The sequence below is a fragment of the Bacteroidales bacterium genome, from assembly GCA_013141385.1.
GTDB lineage: Bacteria > Bacteroidota > Bacteroidia > Bacteroidales > Tenuifilaceae > UBA8529.
Genome location: JABFRB010000004.1, coordinates 67,699 through 85,904, shown reverse-complemented (window position 1 = coordinate 85,904; position 18,206 = coordinate 67,699). Strand labels below are relative to the sequence as shown.

Sequence of the window (18,206 nt, the reverse complement as noted above, 5' to 3'; positions counted from 1 at the left end):
AAAACCATCATTGCGAAGTAGGAACGACAGAGACAATCTTCTTCTGATCAGCAGATTGCTTCTATTCGTTCGCAATGAGGATCTTCAAAAAAATGGGTTTTTTGGATACCCTCTTTTGATATTCCATTGATGCCTTTGGTTAGAACACTGTTGTCCCTGCTCACGTTTGAATTGGATCATCCAAACTTTAGCATTTGAATGAAAATATCTGTTGTTCAAATGATAATTAGTATCTGCAAGAAAAGATAATTCCTCAAAAAACTCATATTTTTTTGAGGAATAATTCTATGTCTCTAAAAATCCATATGTTAAAAATTGCAAGTTTTCTATGAATTGATATAATCTTACATTTTTCATCTCGAATCTCAAATTAGCCAGTTATTATTATATCTCTAAAACCAAGTGTCCATTGGACAAACCAAATATAGTTTCGATCCCGATAAAGAAACCTCAGATTTTTCAAAGTGCAGATTTCTTTACAATCCCTCTGATTAAGGTTATCTGTGGTTTTCTTGCAGACACTAATTACCATTATGATACTACATTGTAAATAAAATGTTAAGTTCGTTAAATATCTATTGCCATGGTTATGTCGCCACCCCTATTATTGAGGCGTGTCGGAAACATGGATTGTTCGAATTATTCAATAAGAATAAATTTAAGGAACGTTCATGGCTTATTAAAAATCTTAAAGCAAATGAGGGCTATTTTACAATTGCGCTTCAGGCTCTTGAGTCGCTAGGTTGGCTTGAAAAAAATACCAGAGACGCTTATCAAATAACTGAGCAAGCAGATTATGATTCCTTTTGCTTGAATCTGAGTCCGCTTTATGCAATTGATTTAAAACAATTGGTACAGCAGCCAATAAATGCAAGTATACTTAGTGAAAAAATAAGTTCAGTTTTTTTTCACATGCAAATGAAAAAGAAACTTTCATCAAAACTGATGCAAGGTGCCGTCATCCTCCCATTGATTCTTGTATTGAGAGAACTGGAGCAGGATAAATTAATTGAAGAAATTAAGAAAAGGGATGTACTGCTTGCTCAAGCAATAGAAAAATTATTTATTCAGCAGCAATGGCTGTCAGTCGATAGAAACCAACTGACCAATGCAGGTAAATACATGCTGGAGACAAGCGTATTTGACATTGCAGCTTCGTATAGACCTATGCTTGCTGAAATGGAAGATCTTTTATTTGGGAATTGTAAGCGAGTTTTTAGCATAAACCAGCATGGTGAAGAAAGTCATTTGGATAGACAACTTAATTTAGTTTCTAACGAACTACAACACGGAACGTATTTTAAAGATATTCGTCAAACTGTAATCGATATTTTTAACCAGTTTCCGTTGGAACTACAGCCCAAGTCGATTATTGATGTTGGTTGTGGTGATGGCTCTCTGCTCAAGGAGATTTATCAAACTATTAAAGAACATACAGTTCGTGGACAGAATTTAGAATTATTTTCACTGGATTTGATCGGTGTTGATTATAATCTGCAGGCTCTGAAAGAAACTGAAAACACATTAACCTCACTTGGTATTAAACATATTACCTTTTTAGGTGATATTAATAAACCAGATGAAATCAATCAAACTTTAGAGAAGTTTGGATTAAATGGAGTGCAGGTTCTTCATCTTCGCTCTTTCTTGGATCATAACATTTCTATCGATACAAATGATGTCCTTTTCCTAGATGACTCGAAACGGTTGATTGACAGAGGACTAGATATTCTAGCAGGTGAACATCCCAGTTACTACCTTGATCAGCATGGTCAGTTGCTCAGTAGTTTTACAGTTTTAAGTCATTGGAAGAGACACTTGTCTTCTTGGGCTCAAAATATCTTTGGATCGGATTTACTTATTTTAGAGGCGCATGCTTTACCAGCCCAAATTGTTCATAGGAATATAGACAAATCAGAAAACTTCTATTTCGATACAATACACTATTTTTCACACCAATACTTAATCACTGCCGAAGTTTTTATAACTCTGGCTGCAAATGCAGGATTGTTTAACTCATATCCTGCGAAACGTTATCCGAAAATGGCAGATTTTTGCAGAATAAGCCTTCATCACTTGACTAAACGGGATTATATAATCCGTTTTGCCGCCATGGAAGATTTGGAAAGTCTTTATCAGTTGGAAGAACTCTGCTGGCCAAAACAATTACGATCCCCCCATCAACAAATTCGCATGCGCCTGCAACAATATCCGCAAGGCCAATTTGTTTTGGTAAAGGAGGGTCGGGTTTTGGGTGTAATCTACAGTCAGCGTATTGCTAATACTGATGCGTTAGAAAAATATAATGCTACAAATATTCAGGAATTGCATCAGGCATCAGGCTCTATTATTCAATTGCTGGCAGTCAATATCAATCCAAATGTTCAGAATTTTGGTTATGGCGACCAATTGCTAGAGTTTATGTTGCAGAGATGCAGTCTTATGGTAGGGATTACTAAGATTATTGGTGTGACTCTGTGCAAAAATTATGATGTTGAAAGAAACCAATCTTTTGAGCAATATATTCAACAAGAGGGGTACAAGCAGGATCCTATATTAGCCTTTCATTATATGCACGGTGCAAAAATTGTCAAACCTTTGGCCAATTATAGACCACGTGATAATGCTAATCAAGGTTATGGTGTTTTAGTAGAATATAATGTTTACCAAAGGGTTAGATGGAATCAAAGATGCGATACAGGCGAAAAACAAATGGATGAAAATAATTCGCAAGTTCCTATAAATCCAGAGCACATTCGTCTTTTTTTGGAAGGCATTGTAAACATTTTGCTGAATACGCCTGAAAAAGCATTAGACCTCGAGCACCCTCTTATGGAGATGGGACTTAACTCATCTGATTTGCTAGTCTTGCAACAGCAAATTGCAGCAAAATTTAATCGGGAATTGCATCCTGGATTTTTTTTCCAATATAATAGTATGCGTAAAGTGATCGACTATTTGATAGTTCTTCTTCATTCAACGAGTTCAATCACAATAACTGGAAATCATATAAAACAGACAGAAAAAAAACTACCCAGGCAAGTTGTTGCTTTTGATGAAAATATTGAAAAAAATCTTTCATCTGATATTGCTATTATCGGGGTTTCCTGTAGACTCCCTGGCGGTATTGAAACACAGGATCAATTATGGCAGATGCTCGCTTCAGGGTGCTCTGTTATCAGTTCTTATCCCAATGAAAGAGGAGCATGGCCCATGAGTGCTGACAAATCAGGTATTGATAGGGGCGGTTTTATCAAAGATGGGGATACTTTTGATGCCTCTTTTTTTCGCATTTCTCCTGCTGAAGCGCAAATTACTGATCCCCAACAACGTATTCTGCTTGAATTAACTTGGTCATGCATTGAAAATGCAACTCTGTTACCATCTGCCTTGAAAAATACAAGTACTGGTGTTTTTATTGGAGCTAGCAATAGCGACTATGGTAGACTGATTCAAGATGCAAAATTAGAGACTGAGGCTCATCATGCAATTGGATCCTCACTTGCCATTTTAGCAAACAGGATCTCATATTTTTTCGATTTTGCAGGTCCAAGTTTGCTTATTGATACTGCTTGCTCATCTTCTCTGGTGGCCTTACATACGGCTATTCAATCCTTGCGTGCAGGCGAATGTTCAATGGCATTTGTAGGCGGAGTAAATTTCATATGTTATCCTGAACTTTCCATTGCATATTATAAAGCCGGCATGCTATCTCCAGATGCAAGGTGCAAGGTTTTTGATTCTCAGGCAAATGGATATGTGCGTTCAGAGGGAGCTGTAATGTTGTTACTCAAGCCGCTATCCGATGCTGTTCGGGATCGAAATCAAATTTATGCTGTGATTAAGGGTAGTGCAATAAATCATGGAGGATTAGCGGCTGGTTTAACTGTTCCTAATCCTCAAAAGCAAGGTGAGTTGTTGGTTGCAGCATGGAGGAGTGCAGGAGTATCAGCAAATGACATTACTTATATAGAAGCCCATGGTACAGGTACTCCTTTAGGGGATCCAATTGAAGTAGAAGGTATTAAAACTGCATGGTCTCATTTGAAACCAGAGGGTCAATCCAAATGTGGGATAGGTTCCATTAAGAGTAATATGGGACATCTTGAATCAGCCGCTGGGATTACTGGTTTACTCAAAGTAATTTTGAGTTTGAAATATAGGCAATTGCCTGCAAATTTAAATTTCACGCAATTAAATCCTAGGATCATTTTAGAGGATACTCCTTTTTATATTCAGGAAAGACATCAGAATTGGGATGCAAAGTATCCACGAGTGGCAGGGGTGAGCAGTTTTGGATCTGGTGGAGCAAATGCACATGTTGTTGTGCAGGAATATGTCATTAATAAACATTCAGAAATAAATACTTGGTCATGCGATAGTTACTTGTTTGTTCTTTCGGCGGTAGATCGTGAACGCTTACAAGTTTATGCTCAGCAGGTGATAGATTGGGCAGAAAAGAATGCTGGAGATGTTAATTTTATTGATGCGATTTATAGTTGGCAGGTTGGTAGAACAGCCATGAAGCAGCGTTTGGCAATCAAAGTTAAAGACTGGCATGATTTGCAATGCAAACTGAAACTGTGGTTGAACGGTAAAGATGATCCCAATGTCTGGTCAGGGCAGATCAGTTCCTCTAACGCAAACATTCCGTCCTTATTGCAAGGGCAGACTGGAAAAAAATTAATTGAGCGGGCGATATGCGAAAAGGACTGGAATCAGCTTGGAATAGTCTGGACGACCGGTGTCGATATTGATTGGAAGAGACTCTACAATGACATTGATGACAAGAACAACCCACAATGTATAGGTCTACCCACATATCCTTTTGCGAAGGACAGATATTGGATAGATACTTTTGGCAATGAGCAAGAAGATCACGTTATCTCTAATGAACAAGCGATCTTGATTAAAGAAATACAGAAAGAACTTTTTTTTCAAGAATATTGGGAAGCGCAACCAATTTCACAAGTTAAACTAGATAATAAATCCGATCAATATCTACTCTTTATCGATACAGAATTTCAAAAGCAAATTGAAAACGATACTGAATCGGAACATTTAGCAAATGCTTTTGTAGTAATCGAGGCTGATCATTTCGAAAAAAGAGATGAAAGAACTTTTTATTGCCGTTTTAATGATCTGTCTGATTTAGAGAAAGTTTTCGATCAGGTTCATCAATATTTGGATAGAAGAAACCCATTACTGAAAGTTGTTTATACATGGGCAAAAGATAGGGGAGAAGTTGGAGTTCAAATTCTATTTCAATTGTTTAAGACCGTTAGGGTATGGCAAAATATTAATTATCATCTTACTTTGGTAGGTCATTATGATCCTTCTCTTGCAAACACCTGCTGGGATTATTCTTGGATTGGATTTGAGAGATCCTTAAGGTTACTTTTGCCTCATGTGAAATGCACATTGTTATACTCAGATATATCCCAATTTACGCTTCAACAATTGTTGGATGCAACCCAAATGAGCGGTGTTCTTTGGTATAAAGAAGGTCGAAGATTTACATTATCCTTAAAACCTATTGATTTAAATAAGACAAAGCAAGAGCCAGTTATTAAGCAAAGTGGTAGTTATCTGATTACAGGTGGTTGTGGTGCTCTGGGTTTCAAATTCGCCAATTATCTAGCTGAAAAATATCAAGCAAAATTGATTCTTGTGGGTAGGCGGTCAATGTCCCCTGAAATCCAAGAACTGGTGGAGATATTAAGACAGGTAGGTGCAAGAGAAGTGCAATACCACTCTGTTGATATATGTGATAGGATGGCAATGATAGATTTGGGTAAAGAGTTGCCTCTTGACTTATCTGGAGTTATTCACGCTGCGGGTGTTGACTCCGTAAAGGCTTTTTACGAAAAATCTCCAACTGAAACTGAGGCAGTCTTGAGTTCCAAAACCGTTGGAACCATGCTGTTAGATGAAATACTTGGTGCTAGGAACTTAGATTTTATTTGTTACTTTTCTTCTACATCCGCAATGTTGGGTGACTTAGGACGTTGCGATTATGCAATTGCAAATCGTTTTTTAATGGCACATGGGTATTATCGCCAGAAAACTAAGGAACAATTGGGTAGAACAATAGTTGTTAACTGGCCTCTATGGCAGGAAGGTAGTATTAGTTTAGGCGGTCGTGATCAGATTGAAATGAATTTGAAGTATAGTGGACAAAGTGTTTTATCAACTGCTGACGGAATAGATATATGGCAATATCTTTTGCAGGCAGATCATCAGCAGACACTTGTTATGACTGGAAATGTTGATCGAGTTAATTCTATTTTAAAGCAATTTTATCGCTCAGAACTATTCTTTGGAGTTTCTGACACCATGCCTGTTCTTAAGTTTGAAGTACCTAAAGAACGTTTCTCCTATCAGGGTTTTTCCTTAGAAGAATGCCTCTTGCGAGATATAAAACAATTGATTTCTGCATGTTTAAAATTATCACCTGCCAAAATTGATGAATTAACGAGTTTAATGGATTTTGGTTTTGATTCAATCCGATTAGGTGAGTTTGCCAAACTTTTGACTGCTAATTTTGGAATACATGTAACCCCCGCATTATTTTTTAAAAGGACAACAATTAAACATCTGGTTCATTATTACATAACGGAACACTTTGCCCAATTGCAAAATTTTTACAAACATCTTCAGACCGATATTTCTGATTCGAATATTTTGAGTAACACTCTAAATGTAAACTCTTTCCATATTCAATCTAAGGTAGATGTGAATGATAAAAGTTCAGAATTGAACAATGTAGGAAGTAATTCGCACTTTGAGCCAATTGCCATTATAGGAATGTCTGGTTGTTTCCCTCAAGCAAGGACTGTTGAAGAGTTGTGGACTTTGCTTGCGGAAGGTAGAAATGCCATTGCAGAAATTCCAGCTACACGCTGGGATTGGAGGGATTATTTTACTGTAGTTGGAGATAGTCGCAATAAAATCACCACCAATAAAGGAGGCGTTATTGATGGTGTAGATGAGTTTGACCCTATGTTTTTTGGAATTTCGCCACGCGAAGCTATGGAGATGGATCCCGGAGAGCGCTTATTGTTGATGGAGGCTTATAAAGCAATAGAAGATGCAGGGATATCTCCGCAATCACTTTGTGGAGAAAATATAGGTGTTTTTGTAGGAATGGAGGAGAGTCATTATCATTTGATCTCGGAGAAAAATGGAGTGACAACAAGTGGTAGTGCAATGATCTCTTCACGACTCTCCTATTTTCTAGATTTAAGTGGTCCAACAATTGCTACCAATACAGCTTGTTCATCAGGATTGGTTGCTCTTCATCAGGCTGTGTCGAGTTTACAGCAAGGGGAATGTAAAGGGGCTCTAGTGGCAGGTATCTCGCTTACACTTTCACCATCAGATTATATTATGATGAGTGAAGCAGGAATGCTCTCTGAAGATGGACAATGTTATAGTTTTTCGAATAAAGCTAATGGCATAGGAGTGGGAGAAGCCGTAGTGGTACTAATGCTCAAACCGCTTTCGGCTGCAATTACGGCTGGGGATTCTATTTATGGTACAATCATAGCTAGCGGCATTAATTTCGATGGGAAGACAACTAGTGTTACAGCTCCTAGCGGGAAAAGACAGGCAGAATTAATAGAGAATATTTACTCTCGTTTTGGAATTAATGCTTTTGACATCACCCATCTTGTTGCGCATGGCACAGGTACAAAACTTGGAGATCCTGTGGAGGTAGATGCACTTAATAGCACATTTGCTTTATTGAATAGTAAAAATATTTACAAAAAGCAGTATCCTTATTGTGCGCTAACTAGTTGCAAGAGTAACTTCGGGCACACCTTAGCGGCTTCAGGTTTAGTTAGCGTTGTAAGTCTTTTAAAAGGGATAGAAAACCACAAAATCCCTGCAAGCGTTAATTGTGAGGAAGAAAACGAATATATTAATTGGACTGATAGTCCCTTTTTTGTAAATAAAAAAACATGTGAATGGAAAAGGGAGCAGAATAAACCTCTCACAGGAGCGGTAAGTGCCTTTGGGCGGAGCGGTACCAATGCCCATGTAGTTATCAAGGAATTTTTGCCGATGAGTAATTTGCCATCATCCAGTAACTCATCAGTTATTATTCCTCTTTCAGCAAGAACTCAGGAACAGTTGAAGCAGAAAGTAGTCGACTTACTTGATTTTATTCGCAGAGAAAATAGTTTCATCAGTATGAATTTGCTTTCTATTGCCTATACTTTGCAGGTAGGTAGGGATGCCATGGATGAACGTTTAGGTTTCATTGTTTGTTCAATTGAGCAGTTGATTGAAAAATTGCAGTCTTATGTAATTGGCGATGATTTAGAGGATCTATATCAAGGACATGTGGTGCATTCTGATAATATGAATACTATTTATCAGGATGATGATATGAAGGAAACTATTGATAAATGGATTACAAATAAAAAACTTTCCAAACTTCTTGAAATATGGGTGAAAGGAGCTGATTTTGATTGGGGAAAATTTTATGGAAATATTAAACCTCAGCGCCTAAGATTACCAACCTATCCCTTTGCTAAAGAGCATTATTGGCCTGATGTAAAACAAACATCACGTCACTTTCAAACCAAGAGTAGTGATTCGGATATTGTTTCTTTTAATTTATTACAATCTGTGGAGCATAATTCTTCGAATCTTTCTTTTCCCTTAGCATCTTCAATTGGTAAACCGCAAAAAATTAAACTATCAAATGAATTTTCCGAAGTTATAGATAGAACTCCAATTCCAGTTAAACCCTTAGTTAAAACAAATTTAAACGAGCAAGAGAAATTCCCCAAAAAACGCTCCAGCGAATCTTTGCAAAAAGAACTTATACTAAGCTTGGCAAAGGCCTTGTATATGGAACCGAAGGACGTTGATCCTATCAAACCATTTACAGATATGGGACTTGATTCCATTGTTGGAGTGGAATGGATTAAGAGTTTGAATAAGGAATATGGACTTAAAATAATCTCTACAGAGATTTATAGTTACCCTAATATTATAAGATTTTCAAAATTTTTGGAAAATGAGATGAGAACCCAAGTTAAGGAAAACCCTACAGAAGAAAGGGTTATTCCTTTATTTGAGTCAGAGCATCAATTTAGTGAAACGGTTAAGGAAAGTTTCGAAGGTAATAATGAATTGTCAGTAAAATTCATCATTAATCTTAAAAACAATATCTGCTTAAGGGAGCATTTTGTTTTCGGAGAATGTGTGTTACCAACCGATGCTTATATTGAATTCGTTTATGCTGCGTTTACAAATTGTTTTAAAACCAAATCATCAATTGTTCTAAAAGATGTTTCTATTGTAAATCCTCTTGTTGGAAAAGATGGTATAAATCATTATGTAAGAATAATTTTTTATAAGCAAAAAGATAAAGGATTCAGGTTTGTAGTTAAGTCGAGCTTATCAGATCATATTAGCGAGGAGAAAGTGCATGTGAGCGGTTTTATTTATCCCGCTGATGAAAAACAACAATTGTATTCCGAATACGAAAAGCACGCAATCAACGATTTAGTTGAGGTCAATGTCAAAGATTATCTTCCTTATTCTTCAAAAAATATTAGAGTTGGAACGTTTTATAAGACTTTACAAAAACTTTCGTTTGGCAGTCGGAATGCGCAGAGCGAGATTCGATTGATTGAAAAAGAAGATAGTTTTTTGCTTAAGCCTTCGATTATTAGTGGTGGGCTTGCAACAGTTATGAGTTTTGGCCCTTTTCAATTGTCTAAACAATACGAAGTAAATGATGATGCCTTTTTGCCCTATAAAATAGACAATCTATTTATTGCTGGGACTTTTACAGGCATGGTCTATTATTGTAATGCTGAAATTAAAGATATTAAAGAAGATAGTATCGAATTGTTTTTTGAAATAGTTGATGAATCTAATCAAGTTGTGTTTAGTGTCGAAACTATTAAACTTCAGCGGGTAAAAGAAGATGCAATACGAAATTCGATTAAATCAATTGGCGATTTAAAAGTAAAAACCCCCAATCAAGTAGATTCCTTTAAGCCGGAAAAAACTAGGGACGTTGCTATAGTGGGAATGTCTTGTCGATACCCTTCCAGCAAAGATATTCGCGAATTTTGGGAAGTACTAAAAAAAGGTGTTCATTGTATTGAAGACGTTCCTAAGCATCGTTGGCCTGAATTCAAAGACTGGTATCACCCAGATCCTACTCAAAAACATACTGCACCTCTAAAACGTAGCGGATTTGTAGATGATGTTGATCGATTTGATGCCTCTTTTTTTGATATTACATCTCATGAGGCACAATTAATGGATCCTCAACAACGTGTTTTCTTAGAAGAAGCGTGGAAGGCAATTGAAGATGCAGGGTATTCACCATCTTCATTGACCGATAAAAAATGCGGTGTTTATGTTGGTTGTTCCACTAGTGATTATGGTAGGGTTCTAGCATTACATTCGCAGGATACAATGGCTCAGACCTTTCCTGGGACATCAAGTGCTATTTTGGCTGCCCGGATATCGTATTTTTTAAATCTAAAAGGACCCGCATTAGCAATTGATACGGCATGTTCTTCGTCTTTGGCTGCAATTCACTTAGCTTGTGAAAGTATTAGAAATGGAGAAAATGATTTAGCCTTAGCTGGAGGTATTTATTTAAACTTCACTCCTTTGATGCACATTCTCACTTATCAAATCGGAATGCAGTCGGAAAAAGGAAGATGTGCCTCTTTTGACAAATCAGCTGATGGAACTGTTTTTTCAGAGGGTTGTGGTGTTGTTCTGCTAAAACCCTTGGAAGATGCTATTAGGGATGGGGATTCCATTGCAGGTGTAATAAAGGGTTCTGATTTTAATCAGGACGGTAAAACCAATGGAATTACTGCACCGAGTGCGCTTGCTCAAGAAGAATTGCTCACCAATATCTATGAGAAGTTTAATATTAACCCAACGGATATAAGCTATGTAGAAGCTCATGGGACAGCCACTCCGTTGGGAGATCCTATTGAGATCCGTGCACTCACAAAGGCATTTAGGAAGTATACTAATAAAAAACAAATTTGCCCGATAGGATCCATAAAAACCAATATGGGTCATTCGGGTTATGCGGCGGGTGTGGCAGGATTGATTAAAGTTCTGCTTTGTATGAGACACAAGAAGTATGTTCCTTCATTGCACTATGAAGAAGCTAACGAGCATATCAGAATAGAGGAAACTCCATTTTATGTAAACACAGAATACCGAGACTGGATAGTTGATGCTGGTAAAAGGAGGATAGCAACGGTAAGTTCCTTTGGTTTTAGTGGAACCAATGCCCATTTGGTTATCGAAGAGTTTGTTTCACCCCAACAATATAGCAAAAATATTGCTTCGATAGTTCCTGTGATCATTCCGCTTTCCGCTAAAAACCGTGACCGTTTGCGCGATTATGCACTGAGTTTGCAACAATTCATTCAAAATAGTAAAGAACTTGATCTTTTGGATCAAGATTCGTACGACATAAATTCTTCCATCAATCTAGTTAACCTTGCCTATACATTGCAGGTAGGACGTGGAGCGATGGAAGAACGAGCAGGTTTCATCGTTTATACGATCAAGGAATTTTCGGAAAAACTCCAGAGTTATATTGAGAGTGGAGAAGAAAAAGATGGAATATACATCGGACAAGCAAAGCGCAAACACGAGTTTGCTGAAACATTTAAAACGGATGAAGACTTGCATGATTTTATTGAGAAACTGTTCCTCGATAATGATTATAATGGTCTACTTGCTCTTTGGGTAAAAGGTATTGATATTGACTGGCAGAAATTATATAGCGATGAAAAACCTTACCGTATAAGTGCTCCTACTTATCCCTTTGCAAGAGAACGCCATTGGGCTGGAGATAAAAGTTCACCTCAATTTGGAAAAGAAAATAGATCTACACAACTAAATCTTCAAAAAAGAGAGATGAATATAACAGATGTGAATTTGACTTATTCATCAACACAATTGCGAGAAGAGAGAAGCGAAATATCAGTGAATGAATCCAATAGAATTAGTTTGGAGCAATTGAGACAGCAATTGAAACACAGCCTAGCACAAGCTCTTTACCTTTCCGATTCAGATATAGATGTCAATAAATCATTTGTTGATCTCGGCTTGGATTCCATAGTTGGTGTAGAATGGGTGCGCGATCTTAATAAGAAATATAGCATAAATATAACAGCGGCTAGAATTTATGAGCATTCTACAGTGAATAACTTAGCCCAGTTTCTTCAAGAGAAATATCTTGATGTAACAGAAATAAATGCCAAACCAATAATAACACCTTCACAGTATTTACTTGAAAAGAAAAATCAAGCAACAGTGAAGGAGTCAAATGGGATGAGTTTGGAGCAATTAAGACAGCAATTGAAACACAGCCTAGCACAAGCTCTTTACCTTTTCGATTCAGATATAGATGTCAATAAATCATTTGTTGAACTCGGCTTGGATTCCATAGTTGGAGTAGAATGGGTTCGCATTATTAATAAGAAATATGGTATCAATTTAACAGCGGCTAAAATTTATGAGCATTCTACGGTAAATAGGTTAGCCCAATTCCTTCAGGAGAATTATCTTAACGAAATAGAAAAAGATGTTAAGCCTGAAACTTCATCTTCTTCTATTTCTGAAAAAGCGATGTCGGCTCAGAGAGATAGATTTCATTCGGCATGGGGTAAAGAGGAACAATTTTATATCGATGAAAACCACCAATCACTTCTAAAGTTAGGTGATTCTCAGGGAAATGAAAGGGAGGAAAGCAAAAAGCAACGGATTCGTTTTTCCTCTGTTGACCCGTATGGGTTTGTTCTTACAGAGCCCACAACTTCTTTGGATAACCTTGAATTTCAACCATGGACACCTCCCTCTTTAGAATCAAATGAGATATGTATTGAAGTTAAAGCCTCTGCTGTGAATTTCCCAGATACTTTGTGTGTCAATGGATTATATCCTACAATGCCTAAGTATCCTTTTGTTCCAGGATTTGAAGTATCAGGAGTAGTAGTTGAGTTAGGTAATCTAGTTACTCGCTTTCAATTAGGAGATCAGGTAATAGCCCTCACTGGTAAGTTTATGGGAGGTCACGCATCTCATGTTAATGTGCCGGAAGTGTTTGCAGTGCGCAAACCAGAGAATATCTCTTTCGGAGAAGCATGTAGTCTGCCAGTTGCCTTTATCACTGCTCAGTATGCTTTTGAATTAGCCAAACTAGGCGGAGGAGAATCTGTCTTGATTCATACTGCAACTGGTGGTGTGGGGTTAATGGCTCTGCAATTAGCATTGCTGAGAGGGGCAATTCCATTTGCTACTACGAGTAAGGAAGAAAAAGCAGCTTTCCTCAGAAGATTGGGCGTTTCTCATATACTGAATTATAATTCTGAATTTGATAAAGAGATTCACAAATTTACTAATAATAGTGGAGTAGATGTGGTATTAAACATGCTTTCGGGCGAAGCTATTCAGCGAGGGTTGGATTGTCTGGCACCTTCTGGACGATACTTAGAACTCGCTGTACATGCTTTAAAGACCAGTTCAAAACTTGATTTATCTGCTCTATTGGAAAACCAATCTTTTTATAGTATCGATATACGCAGGCTGGCCACAGTTCAAGACTCGAATTTCCCTTGCCATCAAATGTTAACAACGATGAAAAATCTGGTAGAGAATGAGCAGATTGTACCCATCGTTTCGCGCATTTATCCAGTTCATGAACTCGCCCAAGCCCTATACTTTGTAAATCAGGGCAAACATGTTGGTAAAGTTGTGATTAGCCATGAGGCGAAGGAAATGACCGATCTGACCGAGGAGTGCCTCCGTAAATTGTGCAAACAAAAAGAAAAGTCGAAACAAAAAAATGCTCAGTCATTCTCAAAAGCAAATTTTAATTTACCTACAGTTCCCCATGAAGAAGCCATAGCGGTGATTGGCATGGCAGGTCAATTTCCCAAAGCTAAAAATATTGATGAGTATTGGCAGAATATTGCTAGTGGAGAAAATTGTATTAGCGAAATTCCAAAAAAGCGTTGGGACATAGGTAACTACTATAACAAGGGAGGAATTTTGCCAGGGAAGAGTTATAGTAAGTGGATGGGAGTCTTAGATGAATACGATCTCTTTGATCCCTCTTTTTTTAATATCTCACCAGCAGAAGCTGAGTGCATGGATCCTCAGCAACGCCTATTTTTACAAACTTGCTGGCACGGTATTGAAGATGCTGGGTATAGTGCTAATTCTTTGTCGGGAAAAAAATGCGGCGTATTTGTTGGTTGTAGTACAGGTGATTATCATCGTCTTTCACCAGAAGTTGAATTAAGTGCTCATGGCTTATTAGGTGGATCAACTTCTATTTTAGCCTCGCGTATTTCATATTTTTTGAACTTGAAAGGGCCATGTTTATCAATTGATACAGCGTGTTCTTCATCTCTTGTGGCATTGGCTAATGCGTGTGATAGTCTCATCTCTGGGAACAGTGATATGGCTCTGGCAGGTGGAATTTGTATTATGTCAGGACCTGCTATGCACATTATGACTTCTCAGGCAGGAATGCTCTCTCCAGACGGCTTATGTTATACTTTCGATAAAAGAGCCAATGGTTTTGTCCCTGGAGAGGCTGTTGGAGTTGTGGTCTTGAAGAGATTGAAAGATGCTGAAAGGGATAATGACAGGATTTACGGTGTTATTAAAGGTTGGGCTGTCAATCAGGATGGAAAAACAAATGGTATAACCGCTCCAAATCCAGAATCTCAGACGTGTCTCCAATGTGATGTTTACGATAAATATCGAATCGATCCTGGCAATATTCAACTGATTGAAGCACATGGCACTGGTACTCAATTGGGTGATCCTATCGAAATTGAGGCGCTTAAAGAATCATTTAAGAAATATACTTCTAAAAATGGTTATTGTGCCCTTGGTTCGGTAAAGAGCAATATCGGTCATACATTGACAGCTGCTGGGATTGCAGGATTCATTAAACTCTTATTGGCTTTAAAATACAGGAAATTGCCGCCAACAATCAACTATGAACATCAGAATGAGCATATCGATTTAAATGAGAGCCCTTTTTATATCAATAACCAATTGCAGAATTGGGAACTTAATGGTGCTTTAAGGAGACAAGCAGCAATAAGTTCATTTGGGTTTGGTGGCACCAATGCCCATGCTGTTGTAGAAGAACACCCAAATTCGCATGAATCTATGTCTCTTGACAATGTATATACTTCTAGGGTAATTATTCCTCTATCGGCAAAAACTCAAGATCAATTGCAACAAAAGGTTTGCGATTTATTAGCATTTATTCGCAAAAAAGATAAAAACCTTAATCTTGCCGAGGTCGCCTTTACACTGCAGGTTGGGCGGGAAGCAATGAAAGAACGTTTAGGGTTTATTGTAAACTCCATTGATCAACTGGAAGAGAAACTTCAAGCCTTTATTAATAAAGAATACATTGAGGATACTTACAAGGGACGCGTGGAGCAAAATCAGGATGATATAAGTTTCATCCGTGATGATGACGAGATGAAAGAGGCTATAGAAAAATGGATTGCTCGTAAAAAGATTTCCAAGTTAATTGAATTGTGGATTAGGGGTATAGATTGGGATTGGAACAAACTTTATGATGATATAAAACCCTGTAGAGTAGACCTACCGCTTTATCCCTTTGCTAAAAAAAGATACTGGTTGGACGGAGTCGACTCCCATAATCATGAATTGAATGATTCACTACAAGAAAATTTTTCTGAAACAGGAAAACGCTCTGAGCAAGACCTAGAAACGTTGCCTTTGCAGCCTATTACAAATGTAAAAAGAGCAGAAGGCATTTCTCTTGTTGCTCCCAATAAAGTAGATATGGTAAAGGAATGGAATTCAGAACATTCTATTCAAAGAATTCCAATAGTTAGGCTTTCAGATACATTTTCCCAATCAGCATTAATCAAAGAAAATCAGGAGTCAGATTTTGTCGATCTTTTGGACAATGGGAATGGCATTTTCATAATTCAAATAAATACAGCAAAAAGAAATAATGCACTTTCCTCCGATTTAGTTAACCAATTTATTTCGGTTTTGGAAAGAATGAAACAAGAACCCTTGATTAAGGTTTTGATAATCAAAGGAAATAAATATTCTTTCTTATCCGATGAAATAGAGTCAATAGTAAATGAAATTGACAGGATAAATAGCAGCAAAGAACATCATAGTGATTATGACAATGAAGCGTTAAAACAAAAATTATATCAAATTCTTGCTTCATTTCCTTATCCTACCATTGCCGCTATGAGAGGAAGTGCCACCGGCGTTGGTTTTCTAATTGGAAATTTGTGCGATTTTTCGATTTACAATAGTGAGGCAAAGTATACTTACACTGACTTAGATGCGGGAATTTTCCCTAATAAAAGTGTTACACGTCTTTTTAAAGAACAATTAGGAGATGTTTGTGCAACTGATTTCCTCTATCTGAATGGGATTTCTTCCAAAGGTTACACTGGTATGCAACTTTTTGAAAAAGGATGGACATGTCCAGTGCTTTCTGGTGAGGAAGTAGAGGGATATGCACAAAAGTTGGCATTGAACCTAGCAAGTAAATCGCAAGATTCACTTCGACTTTTAAAGCAACATTTATCGCGTTACATTATCGATTTGGCTTGTAAATTGGATACAATAAATCCAACGATTTCTAATAATGATCAATCTAGAGGAGTTGATTATAATTTAAATTCCCCTTCTCCGTTCATTCAATTAGAGATTCATGAGAAAAAAATACTAGTTGTCAAAATATGCAAGGCAAAAGAAACGGAAGGAAATAAAGAATATGTAATAGACGAATTAGTATCGGATTTGGCTTATGTTTTTTCTCAAGTTAAAAAAGAGAGTACATCGGATTATTCTGCAATAGTCTTAACTAGTGAATATGTTGATTTTATTCCAGATACAAAACAAGGAGTTTTGTATCAATACTTGTTGGATTTACAGCGACTAATTTTCGAATTGCCCGTTCCTATTATTATGACTTTAGATTTAGGAGCAGAAAGTCCTGCGTGGTTTATCAGCCAGTTTTGCGATGCATGCGTGTACAACGAAAATGGTAGATATTCTTTGAATTGGTTAACTGATAATCTATTACAAGAAACTATTTCAGGAACTGAATTAATTAAACAAGCTATTGCAATTTTTTCATATCGATTAGGTCTCCCAGTTCAGGAGATACTATTTACTGCTGATGGATATACAGGTAACGAACTGAAAAATAGAGTAAAAGCACTTATTGTTGCTGAACAAAATCAGGTTTTACCAACAGCTTTAAAACTGGCAAAAACTTGGGCAAGAATGCCACTTAGTACGTTGGAGTCATGGAAAACCGAAACAGTTTTGAGTATTCGTGAAAGGTTAAACCTTTTGTCGGACTCACCGTGGTTGAGTTTGAAGGATTCATCAACCATTGCAAACGAAGAATCGGATAAAAATTCAAATCCATTGACCAACCAACCATCAGCTGTTGCCCTTAAATCCAAAGTTATTGAGGCTAATGTTTATCCCCAAGGAATTTTAGTGATAAAGATGGTAGATCAGGAAGCCAAGAACATGTTCTCAGATACACTAATGGACGGGCTTCATGAAGTTTTTAGGCATATAGAGCAAACACCTTATTACAAGGTGGTTGTTCTTACAGGGTATGGACATTATTTTTCTTCTGGAGGGACTAGAGAATCATTGTTGGCTATTCATAAGGGACGTGTTCAATTTACGGATAATAGAGTTTTTCAGTTGACCATGGATTGCCATATCCCTGTGATTGCTGCCATGCAGGGACATGGAATAGGTGCTGGATGGGTACTTGGTATGTTTGCAGATTTTGCTATTATGAGCGAAGAAAGCAAGTATGTAAGCCCTTATATGAACTATGGGTTTACACCAGGAGCCGGAGCTACGTTGATTTTTCCTTACAAAACTGGATATAACCTAGCACGTGAAACATTACTTACTGCTCAAGAATACAGTGGTCGTGAATTAAAATACAGAGGAATACAGATACCAATATTGCCTAGGGAGCAAGTTTTACCTGCTGCCATGAGTTTAGCGCAACGAATAGCCAAAAACTCTCGAAGTTTTCTCATTCAACTTAAACATCAATTAACACACCATTTACGCATTGAAATTGATGAGACTTATCGACTTGAGGTGGAAATGCATCAAAAAACTTTTGT

The 18,206-nt window shown here is 37.3% G+C and carries 1 protein-coding gene (running past one end of the window); it reads left to right on the top strand.

Annotated elements, in window-relative coordinates:
- The first annotated feature begins 555 nt into the window (after positions 1–555).
- Positions 556–18,206 carry the 5' portion of an SDR family NAD(P)-dependent oxidoreductase gene (locus tag HOO91_03720; GenBank protein NOU16652.1) on the top strand. It continues 10,438 nt past the right edge of the window, so only the first 17,651 of its 28,089 coding nucleotides appear in the window; the start codon lies at positions 556–558; its stop codon lies beyond the right edge, outside the window.